Origin of the sequence: Streptococcus sp. WB01_FAA12, from assembly GCF_012843315.1 — a bacterium.
Taxonomy (GTDB): Bacteria; Bacillota; Bacilli; order Lactobacillales; family Streptococcaceae; genus Streptococcus.
Window position 1 is genome coordinate 45,625 of the sequence record NZ_JABAEX010000009.1, and the last position, 16,247, is coordinate 61,871.

Sequence of the window (16,247 nt, forward strand, 5' to 3'; positions counted from 1 at the left end):
AGTCAAGCGTTTTTGCGAAAATTTTTTAATTTTTTGAGAAAGGTGTGAAAACTTGAAAATGGTTTTCTTGACAGACATTAGAAAACATGATAGGATAGTCAAGTCTATCAATCAAACAGAAGGCTCATAAAGAGCCATTGAGAGAAGGCTATTTGACAACTCAAGTAGCCTTTTCTTATTTTGAAAAAGGAGATCGGAGTTTAACTATGTCAGAAAAATCACAATGGGGCTCGAAACTTGGCTTTATTCTAGCATCTGCTGGCTCAGCCATCGGGCTTGGTGCCGTTTGGAAGTTTCCTTACATGACTGCTGCCAACGGCGGTGGAGGCTTTTTACTGGTCTTTCTCATTTCTACCATTTTAATCGGTTTCCCACTCCTGCTGGCTGAGTTTGCCCTTGGCCGTAGCGCTGGCGTTTCCGCTATCAAAACCTTTGGAAAACTTGGCAACAATAACAAGTACAACTTTATCGGTTGGATTGGTGCCTTTGCCCTCTTTATCCTCCTATCCTTTTACAGTGTTATTGGAGGATGGATTCTAGTCTATCTGGGTATTGAGTTTGGGAAATTGTTCCAGCTTGGTGGAACGGGTGATTATGCTCAGTTATTTACTTCAATCATTTCAAATCCAGCCATTGCCCTAGGAGCTCAAGCTGCCTTTATCTTATTGAATATCTTTATTGTATCACGTGGTGTTCAAAAAGGGATTGAAAGAGCCTCAAAGGTTATGATGCCCCTGCTCTTTATCATCTTTGTCGTGATCATTGGGCGCTCTCTCAGCTTGCCAAATGCCATGGAAGGCGTTCTTTACTTCCTCAAACCAGACTTTTCAAAACTAACTAGCGCTGGTCTCCTCTATGCTCTGGGACAATCTTTTTTTGCCCTCTCACTAGGAGTGACAGCCATGCTGACCTATGCGTCCTACTTGGACAAGAAAACCAATCTGGTCCAGTCAGGGATTTCCATCGTAGCCATGAATATCTCTGTGTCCATCATGGCGGGACTAGCCATTTTCCCAGCCATGTCAGCTTTCAACATCCAGTCTGAAGGTGGCCCTAGTCTCCTCTTTATCGTCTTGCCTCAACTCTTTGACAAGATGCCTTTTGGAACTATTTTCTACATCCTCTTCCTCTTGCTCTTCCTCTTTGCGACGGTCACTTCTTCTGTCGTGATGCTGGAAATCAATGTGGGCAATATCACCAATCAAGACAACAGCAAGCGGGCTAAGTGGAGTGCCATTTTAGGAATCTTGACCTTTGTTTTCGGAATTCCTTCAGCCCTATCTTACGGTGTCATGGCGGATGTTCACATCTTTGGTAAGACTTTCTTTGATGCTATGGACTTCTTGGTTTCCAATCTCCTTATGCCCTTTGGTGCCCTCTGCCTTTCTCTCTTTACTGGCTACATCTTTAAGAAAATACTTGCCCAGGAGGAACTACATCTTGATGAAAGAGCATGGAAACAGGGACTTTTCCAAGTCTGGCTCTTCCTTCTTCGTTTCATCATTCCTATCATCATCATCGTGGTCTTTATTGCCCAGTTTATGTAATTATTAAAAAGGACTTGAGTAGTGAACTCAGGCCCTTTCTTTTTTATGGATGACTAACAATCAATTCCAGACTTTGCCCTTCTAGGGTCCAAGCTTCAACATCACTTGGTAGGATAAAGTGGCTACCTTTTTGGATTGGATAGTTTTTTCCGTCAACAGTAAGCTGACCTTGACCAGCCAAGGCACTAAACAAGCTGTAGTCAGCTGTCTTTTCAAAATCAACTTTTCCAGTGATTTCCCACTTGTAAACTGCAAAGAATTCATTGGATACAAGGAGAGTGGAACTCAAGTCATCGGCCTTGATAGTCACAGGACGGCTGTTAGCAGGCTCGCCAATGTTTAAAACATCGATAGATTTTTCAAGGTGAAGTTCACGCAAGTTGCCCTTATCATCCTTGCGGTCAAAGTCATAGACACGGTAGGTGGTATCGCTAGACTGCTGGGTTTCAAGAATCAAGATACCTGCACCGATAGCGTGCATGGTGCCACTTGGTACATAGAAGAAATCCCCAGCTTTGACTGGCACTTTTGTTAGCAAGGCATCCCAGTTCTTGTCCTCGATTTGCTGGCGGAGTTCTTCTTTTGACTTGGCATTGTGACCATAGATAATCTCTGAACCTTCCTCCGCAGCGATAATGTACCAGCACTCGGTTTTTCCAAGCTCGCCTTCGTGTTCTAGTCCATAAGCATCGTCTGGGTGCACTTGGACACTGAGCCAGTCGTTGGCATCGAGGATTTTTGTCAATAGTGGAAATACAGGTTCTGGACGATTACCAAACAATTCACGGTGCTCCTCATACAATGTAGCCAGGTCTGTTCCTTCATAGTGGCCATTAGCCACCTTTGAAACCCCATTTGGGTGGGCTGAAATGGCCCAGTATTCGCCAATTTTTTCACTTGGAATGTCGTAACCAAACTCATCACGTAGCTTGGTCCCACCCCAGATTTTTTCTTGCATAACTGATTGTAAAAATAATGGTTCTGACATGTCGATCTCCTGTCTGATTTTTCTCCCCTCATTATAGCAAAAAAAGAGTTCGAATTGAACTCTTTTTCAGTTCTTATAAAGTAGGGAGAAGATTTTGTAAAAATAGTGAACAAATGTGCTCTACTCAATACTTGCACCATTGCTGGCAATGACATCCTTGTACCAGTAAAAGGATTTCTTCTTGCTACGTTTGAGACTTCCTTGACCTGCGTTATCTCGATCCACATAGATAAAGCCATAGCGCTTGTTCATTTCGCCCGTTCCAGCAGAAACCAGATCGATACAGCCCCAAGTCGTATAACCAAGCAAGTCAACTCCATCTTGGTAAATGGCATCTCGCATAGCCTTGATATGAGCCTCTAAGTAAGCAATTCGATAGTCATCTGCTACATAACCATTTTCATCCGGTGTATCAATAGCACCGAGTCCATTTTCTACGATGAACATAGGCTTTTGGTAACGATCCCAGATAGCATTGAGGGTAATTCGAAGTCCTAGTGGGTCAATCTGCCACCCCCATTCTGAGGATTCTAGGTAAGGATTTTTGAGAGAGGCAAAGACATTACCAGATGTTAGTTCTTGAACTTCTGGATCTCCTGAGGCCACTCGACTCGCATAGTAAGAGAAGGAAACAAAGTCAACAGTATGATTCTTCAACAAGTCCAAATCCTCTGTCGTCATTTCTATCTTGATTCCCCCACGTTCCCACTGCTTCTTGGCGTAGTTTGGGTATTCCCCACGAGCTTGAACATCAATGAAGAAGTAACTCTTGCGATCTTCCTCCATAGCAGCCCAGTAGTCTCTCGGATGGGCTGTGTTAGGATAGTATTGCCCTGCAGCCAACATACATCCAATCTTATTTTCTGGGTCAATTTCGTGGGCAAGCTTAGTCGCCATGGCCGAGGCTACCAACTCATGGTGGGCGGCTTGGTATTTAACCTGTTCTTGATTTTCTCCTTCTTCAAAACAAAGCCCAGCTCCCATAAAAGGTGCATGAAGAATCATGTTGATTTCATTGAGGGTAAGCCAGTATTTGACCAAACCCTTATAGCGGGTAAAGAGTGTACGACAAAGTTTTTCATAGAAGTCTAACATCCGACGATTGCGCCAACCACCGTATTCTTCAATCAAATGTATAGGACAGTCGAAATGCGTGATAGTCACCAGAGGTTGGATCCCATACTTGTGACACTCCTTAAATAAATCCTCATAAAAGGCTAGACCAGCTTCATTTGGCTCTGCTTCATCTCCCTTAGGAAAAATCCGAGTCCAAGCAATGGAAAGTCGATAAGTCTTAAAGCCCATTTCTGCAAAAAGAGCAATATCTTCCTTATAATGATGGTACATATCAATGGCTTCTTTGGCTGGGTAAAAATAGTCCTTCTCGAAAGAAAACATCTTTTTCTGTCCTGTGATAATGGCTTCACGATCTTTACCGATGGGGACGACATCCACGTTCGCCAACCCACGACCGTCTAAATTATAAGCACCCTCACACTGGTTGGCAGCTGTCGCTCCGCCCCACAAGAAATCATCAGGAAAAGTCAGTTTTTCGGTCATATCTCTACCCACTTTCTTATTTTACTACTTCATTTACTTATATTATACCCCAATATCCAGACCTTTACTTGTGAAATACTGCGGAATAACGATACTATTCTACTGTTTTGTTTTATTCGACAAATTTCTAGGGTTCGGTTTTTTAAAGAAATCGTCTTCAAAGATTTCTTTAAAAAACGATTCTATGTATTAACATAGAATCGTATGATGAAAAGCTGAGCTTGAGAACAAAACAAGTAACTTCTATTTGACAAGATTTGGAAGAATAAACATGATGAAGACGGCTAAAGCAAGCATCATTAGGATAAGAAGATAGACTGATAATTTAGTCAGCCATAAAAATCGACCTGGCTTTAACGGTCTTTCTACGTAAGAACATTTCGGTTTGTTCGGATCATAGTAAACAGTAACCTTTCCACCGATTGGAAAGCGCTCCATAAGCGGTGATTTTGTTACAGAAATGAAACTATTTCGCCGTACCTGATACCTTAACACTTGTGGAATTTCTCCATTATCGAAACCTTCCAACTTTACTTCAGAAACAATAGAGTTAAGCGGTGTTGCAACTGTTTTTGATACGCTAGAAAGAAATCTTGGCCCTACTACCTTGTACTGATTCCCGTCAGCAGTATATTCTACAACTGGGAGACTAATATCGTTATAAAGAACATTTGAATATCTTGTGATTTTTCCTTCAGTCTTTTCAGTACATTTTTTATCATCTAAATAACCACTAAAAATTAACTTACTGAACATAAAATACGTAAAGGCTGCAAACGCTAGCATCATACAGCCAAATAATAAAAAGAAACTCGTCGACATCTTGATTCACTCCTAAACCTTCGTTAGGCTTCTATTTTAACAGAATATAAAAAAGGATACAAGAATACTAACTATTTTCAACTTTTTAAATCAATGCCGTGATAGCCGTTACTAGGCCAAAAACGATACCTGGAGCATTGGCAGCCGCAAGTGGAATATCTCTTTCCTTTTTGAAAAGACCGTAGTAAACCCATAGGCTACAGTTGATGGCTGCGACCAAGGGCTGGATGAAGTTTCCTTTTTGACCAGCCAGGTTGTTCATGATTTGTGGGAAGTAAGAGACATACATCATAACGGACATAAAGGTCGCTACCCAACCCAAAATTTTCATTTGTTTTTCAGACATTTTCAAAGCCTCTTTCATTTTTTATGAATCATATTTTATAATCTTTTTTCAAAACAATCAAGACTTTGTAGCTTTTGTTATGAAGATGTAAACTATCACAATCTTGTGATAAGAAAGAGGAAACAGAAAAAGATCGGATTGCTCCGATCTTTCAATAGTGCATATTCTCACATTCTGCATTAAGAATAATTATGGTTAGCTTCAAATGATTAAGCGCCCTATTTCATACGATAAAAGTCAATCACTAGGCCAGCAGGGCCTTTAACTAGTAGCGATTCCGTTCCCCAATCGGTTACAACTGAGCCGTATAAAATCTCAGCACCAAGATCTTTCAACCGTTGGTAGTTCTGCTCTACATCCTCAACCTCAATGTGAAGAATGATTCCTGACTGAAAGTTTTTCAAAGGAATCAAATGACTTTGTGACAACATGAGACAGTGACTGCCAATCGTGAACTGAGCAAAACTGTCGTCAACATAATCGGCTTTTTTATCCAAAATACGCTCCAAGTCAGCACAGACCTGGGGAACATTTGAAACGATGATATCTAATTGATTTAAATTCATTTACTATCCTCCATAAAAAGACCGGATTACTCCGATCTTTTCAAGTTCTGCTCTAAGAAAATCAAAGAATAAAATCTGCAAAGTTTACATTTGATTTTCGATGAGAGGAATTATTTGATTGCGCGTGATTGCAATCCTTCTTCTTCCAAGAAGAGGCGGAATGGTACGAGTTCTTCTGCTTCGTATTTTTCCTTAAAGGCTTTGATTGCTTCTTCTGAGTGAAGTTTTGGATCGAGTTCAAGTACTTCTACTGGAAGTGGACGATGTGGAGTGATGTGAGCATCAATAACAACAGTCTTGCCTTCTTTGTTGAGTTTAACAGCTTCTGCAACGACTGCGTCGATGTCTTCGATACGGTTTACAGTGAAACCTACAGCACCTTGCGCTTCAGCGATTTTCGCGTAGTCAGCGTTAGGGAAGTCACAACCAAACAAGTGTTTGTTTGTGTCTTCGTATTTGTCCTTGATGAAGGCATATTTACCATTTGAGAAGACAACGTTGATAACTGGAAGGTCGTATTGAACGTTTGTGATAACGTCTGGGTAGCACATGTTGAATGCACCGTCACCCATGATGTTCCATACTTGTCGATCTGGATTGTCTTTCTTAGCAGCGATACCACCAGGAAGGGCAATACCCATTGTCGCAAAGAGTGGAGATGTACGCCACATGTTCTTAGGTGTCATGTGAAGGTGACGAGTAGATGTTTGAGTAGTGTCACCTACGTCGATTGAATAGATAGCGTCTTGATCAGCATGTTTGTTGATTGCATTGTAAACTTGATACAATTGCAATTCACCCTCAGTTTTACCTTCGAGTTTGTTCATGTAATCACGCCAGTTTTGGTTATTCTTAACGTTTGCACGCCACCATGGAGTAGACTCAACTGGGTTTACTTTGTCAAGGATTGCTTTCGCTGCTTGACCTGCATCACCAAGGATTGAAGCGTCAAGGGCATGGCGTTTACCAAGTTTGTAAGGGTCGATATCTACTTGGATGAATTTTTCAGTGTTCTTGAAGGCTTCGTAAACTTCAGCAAATGGGAAGTTTGAACCAAGGAAAAGAACTGTGTCTGCTTCGAAGACCACTTCGTTGGCTGGTTTCCAACCAACACGGTAAGCAGAACCTGTCAACCCTTCGTAGTTCCATTCGAAAGCTTCAAAGTTTTTACCAGTTGTGATGATTGGTGCTTTGATTTTACGTGACAATTCAGTGATCACTTCACCAGCTTTAACACCACCGTAACCAGCGTAGATAACTGGGCGTTCAGCATTGTTCAAGATTTCAACAGCTTTGTCGATTTCAACTTCGTTCAAAGCAGGAGCGATGAATGAACGCTCGTATGAACCTGAACCGTAGTATGAGTTTTCGTCGATCTCTTGGAAACCAAAGTTTACTGGGATTTCAACAACAGCTGGACCTTTTTTAGAAACTGCAGCACGGCAAGCTTCGTCGATTACTTTTGGCAATTGCTCAGCGTAAGCTACACGTTTGTTGTAGACAGCGATACCGTTGTACATTGGGTTTTGGTTCAATTCTTGGAAAGCATCCATGTTGAGTTCGTTAACTGGACGTGATCCAAGGATAGCAAGGAATGGAGTGTTATCCATAGCTGCATCGTAAACACCGTTAATCAAGTGAGTCGCACCTGGACCACCTGAACCTACTGCAACCCCGATTGAACCGCCGAATTTAGCTTGCATCACCGCTGCAAGAGCACCCGTTTCTTCGTGGCGAACTTGCAAGAAGCGGATATCTTTGTCTTCAGCCAAAGCATCCATGAGTGAGCTGAGTGTTCCTGATGGGATACCGTAGATAGTGTCTACGCCCCATGTTTTCAATACGTTGAGCATTGCTGCAGATGCAGTAATTTTCCCTTGAGTCATAATGATAACTCTCCTTCAAAATAATTTCATACATTTACAAAAAGCGCTTTTATATGTTGTTTGAAAGCGATTCAGTAAATTTACAATCCTAATTTACCACATTTACTTTGAGTATCCTAAGAATGTGCTCAGAAGTTTTCATTCTCTATTACAGCACAGATTGAAAACGTTTCACAGAACTGTTTTATAATAAAAAAGCGGTAAGTACCGCTTTTAGTCTATTTTACCAAAGTTTAGCATGAGTGAACTGGTTAAAACAGATACAGAACTAAAGGCCATAGCAAGACCCGCCAGTTCTGGGTTGAGCACCAGACTAATACCTGAAAAAATTCCTGCTGCAATCGGAATTCCAATGACATTGTAGATAAAGGCCCAGAAAAGATTGAGCAGAATTCGATTAAAGGTTTTCTTACTCATGTCAAAGGCACGAACCACTCCTAGGAGGTTATTAGTTGTCAACACCAAATCTGCTGACTCGATGGCAATATCTGTTCCAGCTCCCATAGCAATCCCGACATCCGCTACACTGAGGGCAGGAGCGTCATTGATACCATCACCAACAAAGGCTACTTTGCCAGCCTGTTGCAGTTGATGGATCTCATGCGCTTTTTCTTCAGGTAGAACGCCTGCAATGACCTCTTCGATTCCGATTTTGTCTGCAATAGCACGCGCCACACCTGCATTGTCTCCTGTCAGCATGACTGTTCGGAGACCACGTTTTTTCAGCTGACTGATGGCTAGCTTGGCACTTTCCTTGGGAATATCTTGCAGGGCAAGCAAGCCTTTGATTTCATTGTCAACAGCCAAGTACACAACTGTCTTAGCTTCTTTTTCCAGTTCTTCAAGTTTTTCTTGGTAAGTGCTCGAAATATCCATTCCATCAAGCATTTTGGCATTTCCAAGCAAGACTTGTTTCCCATGGATTTGCCCTGAAACACCTTTTCCATGAAGGGCTTGGAAATTCTCTACAGCTTGAAAATCAAGTCCAACTTCAGTCGCTCGCTTGACAATGGCTTGAGCCAGTGGGTGTTGAGAGGCTTCTTCCAAAGAAGCCGCCAAGCCTAATACTTCTGTCTCATCACCAATGATATCAGTGACCACAGGTTTTCCTTCCGTCAAAGTCCCTGTCTTATCAAAAACAATAGTTTGGACTCTCTGAATCTCCTGTAAGACAGTTCCATTTTTAAGAAGAACTCCCATCTTGGCACTACGACCAGTTCCCACCATAAGAGCCGTTGGTGTTGCAAGTCCCAAGGCACAAGGGCAAGCGATAATCAAAACTGCTACTCCATAAAGGAGAGAGGCCACAAAGCTAGCCCCAAGCAAGACAAACCAAATCCAAAAGGTCAGAATCGCTAAAATGACAACCGCTGGGACAAAAATCCCTGAAATTTTATCCGTCAAATCCTGAATCGGTGCACGGCTAGTCTGAGCTTTCTTCACAAAGTCCACAATCTGTGCCAAGACAGTCTCTGAACCAACTTTTTCTGCTTTAAAAACCAGTGTTCCACTATTATTGATGGTTGAGCCAATCACAGTATCTCCAACCGTTTTGTCCACTGGCAGACTCTCACCTGTCACCATGGATTCGTCAATACTGGACACACCTTCGACTACAACACCATCAACCGCAATCTTTTCACCAGGACGCACTCGAATCAGATCACCTATCTTGACTTGTTCCAAAGGAACTTGAACATAGCTATCATCACGCAAGACTTCTGCAGTTTTAGCTTGCAAATCTAGTAATTTCTCTACAGCTTGGGAAGTATTTTTCCGCATTTTTTCCTCAAAAACTGCCCCCAAAAGAACAAAGAAGAGGATAAAACCAGCACTTTCAAAGTAAACGGGGAGACCAGCGAAGAGAGCAACTAAACTATAGAAATAGGCCACTAGGGTTCCCAGAGCAACCAAGCTATCCATGTTGGCATTGTGCTTTTTAAAGCTGGCCCAAGCACTCTGAATATAAGGACCACCGGCCACTAGCATGATAGGTGTTGTGGCTAAAAAGGTGCCCCAATGCATGACTTGGTGACTAATTCCTCCTGTCGACATCCCAATCATGAGAATCACAAGAGGCACAGTAAAGATACTAGTAATCCAAAAACGTTGCAAAAGTGACAAAGATTTTCGAGTCTTCTCAACTACGGTATAACTTCCCTTTTGCATCTTCATACCACATGAGAATTCATGCTCACCCAACTCTCGAGGTGTAAAACGAATTGTCTTCTCTTCATCTACGCCGATTGGTTCCAAGATGCCTTCTTCTTCAAACAGAATTTCCTTATAACAGTTTGAAGGAGTTGTACGATGAAAGGTAATTTCAGCGGGAATTCCTTTTTGAAGCTGGATGTGGGCTGGATGGTAGCCTTTGTCTGCCGTGATACGGATTTTTTGAACACCATTTTCAAGACTTGCTTTTACAATTTCAGTCATATCATTCTCCTATTCTACAATCATCTTACCGTGCATCATATTCATGCCACAAGAGAAACCATACTCTCCAGCCTGTTCAGGCATGATTTCCACTACATACTCTTCACCCATTGGCAGGTCCGCATGCACTCCAAAATCTGGAAAAACAATCTGATCCAGACAGGGTGACGGGTCCTTACGGTCAAAGACAATGCGGGCTGGCACTGATTTCTTGAGGATAATCAACTCTGGAGTATACCCTCCCATGACTTCCACTCGAATCTCTTGGTAGCCCTTTTTTTGCTGGGCCTTTTGTTCAGATTTTTCAGGCTTTTTGAAAAACCAAAACAAGATAAACGCTATAAGGGCAATACAAATAATGGTTACAATACTATTTAACATGACGTCTCCTTTACATACAATTACATCTTACTTCTGTTACAGCGCTTGATTTCTTCTTAGAAATCACAGCTTCTAAGTCTTCCAAGTCAGCCAAAGTAAAATCACATTCAGCAATCAAATCAGCCAACAAGTTCTTAATCCTACGAGAACAAACCTTGTCCTTGATATCTTGGACAAGTAAATCCCGACTTTGGTCCAAAGTTAAAAGGGCTGAATAGACAAAGAACTTGCCTTCTTTTTTCCTTGTCAGACACTCCTTCTCAACCAGACGAGCTAAAAGAGTCTGAATGGTTGATTTGGACCAGTCAAACCGCTCTGCCAGAACCCTGATCAAATCCCTACTGGTCTGTTCGCCCTGCATCCAAACAATCTTCATAACTTGCCATTCTGCATCTGAAATCTGCATCAGCACCCCTCCAAAATCTACATTTGTCAATTATGATTCTAAGTATACTCTCAAAATCTACATTTGTCAATTAAAAAGAACTGATGCATAGCATCAGTTCCATCAAAATCTAAGAAATGAGTTTCTCTATCCTTGCCAATTTTCTTGGTCTTCTTTGAATCGTTTTAAGAGATCTAATCCCTCTGGTGTGATGTGGCCTTCTTCCTGAGCTAGGTGGATGAGCTCGCTGTAGTTTGAGAGAGTCACCAGTTTCACGCCTGCGTTTGCAAAGTTCTTATCTGCTTTTGCTAGTTGATAACTAAAAATCGCTACGACACCGAGAACATCTGCTCCTTCACGCTTGGCAGCTGCTACCGCTTCGAGAACTGAACCACCAGTTGAGATCAAGTCTTCTACAATTACCATTTTTTGCCCCTGAGCTACGCGACCTTCGATTTGATTACCTGCTCCATGGTCTTTTGGTTTGCTACGGATATAGGCAAATGGTAGGTTCATCTTATCCGCAATGATGGCTCCGTGCGGAATCCCTGCTGTCGCAGTTCCTGCAATCACTTCAACCTCTGGAAAGGCTACTTTGATAGCATCCACAAAACCATTTTCAATCAAGGTTCTAGTTTCTGGGTAAGCTAGGGTCACACGATTATCCGTATAGATAGGTGACTTAATACCAGATGCCCAAGTGAAAGGCTCTTCTGGTTTGAGATAAACCGCTTGAATTTTCAATAGATGGCTAGCAATGTCTCTAGCAAGTGTCATGGTATACTCCTTCTTATCCTTAAATCTGTAATCAAATACGCTTTAGACCCAATCGCGTGTCCATTCTTCCTTGATAGCATGGTAGGCTGCTACAGGATCTTCTGCCTGTGTGATAGGACGGCCTACTACAATGTAATCACTACCGATTTGATAGGCCTGACCAGGGGTCACTACGCGTTTTTGATCCGCTGCTTCAGCACCTGCTGGTCGAATACCTGGTGTCAAGCAGATAAAATCTTCGTTTGTCGCCTCCTTGATGAGTTGGGCTTCTTGGGCTGAGCAAACCACTCCATCCAATCCAGCTTCAGCTGTTTTCTTAGCATAGTGAATGACCGACTCCTGCAGGCTAGTTTGGATATTTTGACAGTCTTGCATCTGTTCCTCGGATGTTGAGGTCAATTGGGTCACCGCGATAAGAATCCCTTGATCACCAAGGCCTTCACGCGCAGCCTGCATCATTTCAAGCCCACCTGCAGCCTGAACATTGGTCATATCGACACCCAGACTTGACAAGATTTTCATGGTTGACTTGACTGTATTTGGAATATCATGCAACTTGAGATCCAAAAAAACACTATGTCCCAATGATTTCAAATAACGCACAACTTCGGGCCCTACTGCATAGTAGATTTCCATTCCTACCTTGACATAGAGTTTTTCCTCTGCTGGAAAAAGGGCTAAAAATTCTTTGGCTTCCTCGAAACTTGGAAAATCCAGAGCAATGACCGGGCGACTCTCACGCATTCTTTTCTCCTATTCTTTGTTAACAGTCCATTGCTCAAAAAAAGGAACCTGCTAGCAGCTAGGTTCCACGAAAAACGGGTAGTTTCCACCCTTTCACTGTCTAACCTTAGCTGCCTCTCTGGACTGCTTTAAAAGTTTTCTACTATTCTATTATTTATAACGACACTTGTCAAGTAAAAACTGAAGATTCTTATTCTTGTTTCTTTTCTTCAGCTTTTTTTTCTTCCTGTTTTTTCTTCTCTGCTTCTTTAGCTTCTTGTTTAGCCTTTTCCTCAGCTTCTTCTAAACGTTTATCAGCCAGGCTAGTGCTATAGATTCCTGCCTCCATATCGATGAAGCTCGGTTCTGCTAGTTGTGGCTTAATTTTGCTGTAATAAGGTAATTTCTTACTCAGCTCTGACAAGGGAACTACTATTTCATCTGTATCCTGCATAGTAATTTTTAGAAGATCGGCAGTTGCCTTACTTGGAGCTAGTTCGATCTTCTGGATCTGACTCTTTATGTCCTCACTAATGCTAGAAAGACCCGTTATCAAATCCTTCACCTGCTGCTCATCGTTAAAGGTGACTGTTAGGTAGGTCTCAGGCAGGTTCAAAAGGTTGACAGGGCTTGAGTCAATTGTTCCACTAGATAGGATTGGATAGTGGTCTTCACCTGTCACATAGTAGCCAACAATCTCAAACTCTTTAACTTCAATCGTAAAGTTTGTCGGAAATTTGTAGTCAATCTTTGCTGACTCTATCCAGTGATTCGACTTGATCTGTTCAGCGTGCTTCTCCTTGTTCCATAACAATGACAAGGTATAGTCGCTATCCTGAATGCCAGAAACCTGTTTAATGTCATCCGCTTGAGTCTGGACATTGCCCTTAACCTCGATATGCTTGATAGTCGAAAGAGGGGTCAAGAGATAGATAGAAAGGAGGAGAACCAGAACACTCGGTACCAAGATACTCACAGCTCGCCAAATATGAACAGGAGCAATTTTCGGCTTGGCAGGTTTTTCTGGTTTTTCTTTTTTCTTCTTCTCTTTTTCCTCTTTGACTTTATGATCATCCTTTTGTGATTTTTCTTCTTTTTCGGATGGTTCTTCGTCTGGAACAGTTTCGTTCTGGTCGGAATCACTTGATGACTTCTTACTTTCCTCTAACAACTTAGAGTTTTTCCCCATTCGAGCTTGTTTTTCCTTTTCCTTCTCTTCAGCTAGAGCAGCTTCTTCCTCAGCCTTCTTTTTCAGGTATTCTTGGTTCCGCTTCTGCCATTCAGACAATTCTTGTTTCTGGTTTGATTCTTTTTTCTTATCCTTTGACATTGGTTTTCCTTATGATAGGTCTTTTCTTAGTAGGGCATAAAAATCATCAAGAGATTTCAATTCAGTTGAAGCTTTCATGCTAGCTTGGTACTGATCCTTGTGACTAAGCAAGTGACTGAGTTTCTCCTCCAATCTTTCCAAGGTCAAGTCACTTTCTTGCAGTTCTTCTGCATAGCCTTTCTTAACAAAGTAGGCTGCATTTTCAATCTGGTCTCCTCGACTTGCTTCACGCCCCAATGGTACGATGAGATGGAGTTTCGCCATGGCCAAGAGCTCAAAAATCGTATTGGCACCGCCACGCGTCACCACCACATCTGCCATCTCCATCAAAGGTTGATAGAGATCCGTCACATAGTCAACTCGAAAGAGATTTTGGCTCAACTCATTGAGGCTAGAATCTCCTGTCAGATTGATGATATTGTAACGTTCTGTCAGTTCTTGCTTATGATCTGTCACCAATTGGTTAAAGACACGAGCTCCTGCAGAACCACCGACAAACAATACTGTGGGTAATTTAGGATTAAAGTGGGTTTGGATATCCACCAATTCATCTAGCTCTGAAGTTTTTTGGCCTGAAACCTTGGTCACTGCCCCCACATGTTCGACTTTTGCGAGACCAGCAGCCTGCTCAAAGGTTGAGTACATCTTAGTCGCAAACTTATAAGCGATTTTATTAGCTAAACCCATAGATAGGTCTGACTCATGGATAAAGACTGGTACTCTGGAAACTCGCGCTGCGATAACCGGCGGTACAGAGACAAATCCACCCTTTGAAAAAAGAGCCTGTGGACGAAGTCGTAACATGATAAAGAGCGATTGGACAATTCCCCATCCAACTTTGAAGACATCCAGCATATTTTGCCAAGAAAAATAGCGACGCAACTTCCCAGTCGCAATGGAATGGAAGGTCACATTCAAACCTGACTTGAGGATTTCTTGATGTTCGATTCCATGCTTATCCCCGATATAGTGGACTTCCCAGCCGTCTTCGATAAACTTGGGCATTAACAAAAGGTTAAGGGTGACGTGTCCGACTGTTCCCCCACCCGTAAAAACTATTTTTTTCATATTATCCCTTTAACTCCGCTACTGTGTCGATAAAGAGGTCACCGCGTACTTCAAAGTTTGCATACATATCCCAACTAGCATTTGCAGGACTGAGGAGAACCACATCTCCATCTGTCGCAAGTTCATAAGCCTTGCGAGTCGCATCTGCAATATCGGTCGCATCCACATAAGCTACACCAGCCTTATCCGCTGCACGTTTGACACGTTCTGCAGACTGACCAAGGATGACCATTTTCTTGAGTCCAGTGATATCTGGCACCAGCTCGTCAAATTCATTTCCACGATCCAAACCACCTGCAATCAAAATGACCTTGCTGTTGTCAAATCCTGACAAGGCTTTTTGAGTAGCCAAGATATTGGTTGACTTGCTATCGTTATAGAATTTGACCCCTTTGATTTCATCCACAAACTGGAGACGGTGCTTAACACCACCAAAGGCTGAAAGAGTTTCCTTGATGATTTGGTTATCTACACCACGTAGCTTGGCTACTGCAATGGTCGCAAGGGCATTTTCTACATTGTGGCTACCTGGAACACCGATTTCACTCGCTGCCATGACCACTTCCCCACGGAAGTAGAGCAGACCGTTCTCTAGATAAGCTCCATCAACCTTTTCAAGTGTTGAAAATGGAACAACAGTGGCTTGTGTTTTAGTAGCCAATTCTTTTGCCAAGTCTTGGTTAAAGTTCAAGACAAGAAAATCAGCTGCTGTCATCTTGTTCTGGATATTCCACTTGGCTGCCACATATTCCTCAAAAGAACCATGGTAGTCGATATGAGTTGGCATGAGGTTTGTAATAACCGCAATCTCAGGATGGAATTCTTGGACACCCATCAGTTGGAAAGAAGAAAGTTCCATGACAAGAGTGTCCTTGGCTGTCGCAGTTTGAGCCACTTGACTGGCTGGATAGCCGATATTCCCTGATAGGAGACCATGTTGACCAGCAGCAGACAAAACTTCCCCAATCATGGTCGTTGTGGTAGTTTTTCCATTTGAGCCAGTAATACCAACAATCGGTGCTTCTGAGATCAAGTAAGCCAATTCCACCTCAGTCAAGACTGGAATCCCCTTTGCCAAGGCCTTTTCAATCATGGGATTGCTATAAGGGATACCTGGATTTTTCACCATCAGAGCAAAATCTTCATCCAAGAGTTCCAAAGGATGACCACCTGTGATAACCTTGATTCCTTCTTCCAGCAAACTTTGAGCAGCTGGATTTTCTTCAAAAGGTTTGCCGTCATTAACAGTGACAATAGCACCCAGCTTATCCAATAAACGAGCCGCAGACTCACCAGACTTAGCCAAACCTAAAACAAGGACTTTCTTATTTTTAAATTGATCGATTACTTTCATGTCTCAAACTCCATTTCTACTCCTACTATTTTACCATTTTTACGGAAATAAAAAAGCCACAAAGTGTATTTGTGACTC

At 42.3% G+C, this 16,247-nt stretch carries 15 protein-coding genes; 1 reads left to right on the top strand and 14 read right to left on the bottom strand.

What is annotated here, in order from left to right; translation table 11 throughout:
- Nucleotides 1-206: 206 nt before the first annotated feature.
- On the top strand, nucleotides 207-1,547 hold the full coding sequence (locus HF881_RS09055; RefSeq protein ID WP_169447220.1) for a sodium-dependent transporter: 1,341 nt from the start codon (nucleotides 207-209) through the stop codon (nucleotides 1,545-1,547).
- Between the two features lie 43 nt (nucleotides 1,548-1,590).
- On the opposite strand, the gene manA is transcribed toward HF881_RS09055, so the two are convergent.
- From manA to murD, 14 genes are all read right to left on the bottom strand, one after another.
- Complete coding sequence (manA, locus tag HF881_RS09060; protein ID WP_169447221.1) at nucleotides 1,591-2,535, bottom strand: mannose-6-phosphate isomerase, class I; 945 nt, start codon at nucleotides 2,533-2,535, stop codon at nucleotides 1,591-1,593.
- Nucleotides 2,536-2,655: 120 nt separating this feature from the next.
- On the bottom strand, nucleotides 2,656-4,095 hold the full coding sequence (locus HF881_RS09065) for a 6-phospho-beta-glucosidase (RefSeq protein ID WP_169447222.1): 1,440 nt from the start codon (nucleotides 4,093-4,095) through the stop codon (nucleotides 2,656-2,658).
- Nucleotides 4,096-4,338: 243 nt separating this feature from the next.
- Nucleotides 4,339-4,917 (bottom strand): DUF3592 domain-containing protein, encoded by a 579-nt coding sequence (locus tag HF881_RS09070; protein WP_169447223.1) that lies wholly within the window; start codon nucleotides 4,915-4,917, stop codon nucleotides 4,339-4,341.
- An 85-nt stretch (nucleotides 4,918-5,002) separates the two neighbouring features.
- Entirely contained in the window at nucleotides 5,003-5,263 is a 261-nt protein-coding gene (locus tag HF881_RS09075; RefSeq protein WP_001291473.1) for a SemiSWEET family transporter, read from the bottom strand.
- 218 nt (nucleotides 5,264-5,481) lie between these two features.
- On the bottom strand, nucleotides 5,482-5,829 hold the full coding sequence (locus tag HF881_RS09080) for a VOC family protein (protein ID WP_169447224.1): 348 nt from the start codon (nucleotides 5,827-5,829) through the stop codon (nucleotides 5,482-5,484).
- A gap of 110 nt (nucleotides 5,830-5,939) precedes the next feature.
- Complete coding sequence (gene spxB, locus HF881_RS09085) at nucleotides 5,940-7,715, bottom strand: pyruvate oxidase (RefSeq protein WP_000191812.1); 1,776 nt, start codon at nucleotides 7,713-7,715, stop codon at nucleotides 5,940-5,942.
- A gap of 213 nt (nucleotides 7,716-7,928) precedes the next feature.
- Nucleotides 7,929-10,151, bottom strand: a complete 2,223-nt coding sequence (locus tag HF881_RS09090; RefSeq protein ID WP_169447225.1) for a heavy metal translocating P-type ATPase — start codon at nucleotides 10,149-10,151, stop codon at nucleotides 7,929-7,931.
- Between the two features lie 9 nt (nucleotides 10,152-10,160).
- On the bottom strand, nucleotides 10,161-10,532 hold the full coding sequence (locus HF881_RS09095; protein ID WP_169447226.1) for a cupredoxin domain-containing protein: 372 nt from the start codon (nucleotides 10,530-10,532) through the stop codon (nucleotides 10,161-10,163).
- 10 nt (nucleotides 10,533-10,542) lie between these two features.
- Complete coding sequence (locus HF881_RS09100) at nucleotides 10,543-10,938, bottom strand: CopY/TcrY family copper transport repressor (RefSeq protein ID WP_169447227.1); 396 nt, start codon at nucleotides 10,936-10,938, stop codon at nucleotides 10,543-10,545.
- A 126-nt stretch (nucleotides 10,939-11,064) separates the two neighbouring features.
- Nucleotides 11,065-11,694 (bottom strand): orotate phosphoribosyltransferase, encoded by a 630-nt coding sequence (gene pyrE, locus HF881_RS09105; protein WP_169447228.1) that lies wholly within the window; start codon nucleotides 11,692-11,694, stop codon nucleotides 11,065-11,067.
- A 42-nt stretch (nucleotides 11,695-11,736) separates the two neighbouring features.
- Entirely contained in the window at nucleotides 11,737-12,438 is a 702-nt protein-coding gene (gene pyrF, locus HF881_RS09110) for an orotidine-5'-phosphate decarboxylase (protein ID WP_001209287.1), read from the bottom strand.
- 190 nt (nucleotides 12,439-12,628) lie between these two features.
- On the bottom strand, nucleotides 12,629-13,747 hold the full coding sequence (locus tag HF881_RS09115) for an FtsQ-type POTRA domain-containing protein (protein WP_169447229.1): 1,119 nt from the start codon (nucleotides 13,745-13,747) through the stop codon (nucleotides 12,629-12,631).
- 9 nt (nucleotides 13,748-13,756) lie between these two features.
- Nucleotides 13,757-14,815 carry a UDP-N-acetylglucosamine--N-acetylmuramyl-(pentapeptide) pyrophosphoryl-undecaprenol N-acetylglucosamine transferase gene (locus tag HF881_RS09120; RefSeq protein ID WP_169447230.1) on the bottom strand — a complete coding sequence of 353 codons (1,059 nt, stop codon included), beginning with the start codon at nucleotides 14,813-14,815 and terminating at the stop codon, nucleotides 13,757-13,759.
- A 1-nt stretch (nucleotide 14,816) separates the two neighbouring features.
- Complete coding sequence (gene murD, locus HF881_RS09125; protein ID WP_169447231.1) at nucleotides 14,817-16,169, bottom strand: UDP-N-acetylmuramoyl-L-alanine--D-glutamate ligase; 1,353 nt, start codon at nucleotides 16,167-16,169, stop codon at nucleotides 14,817-14,819.
- Between the last annotated feature and the right edge of the window lie 78 nt (nucleotides 16,170-16,247).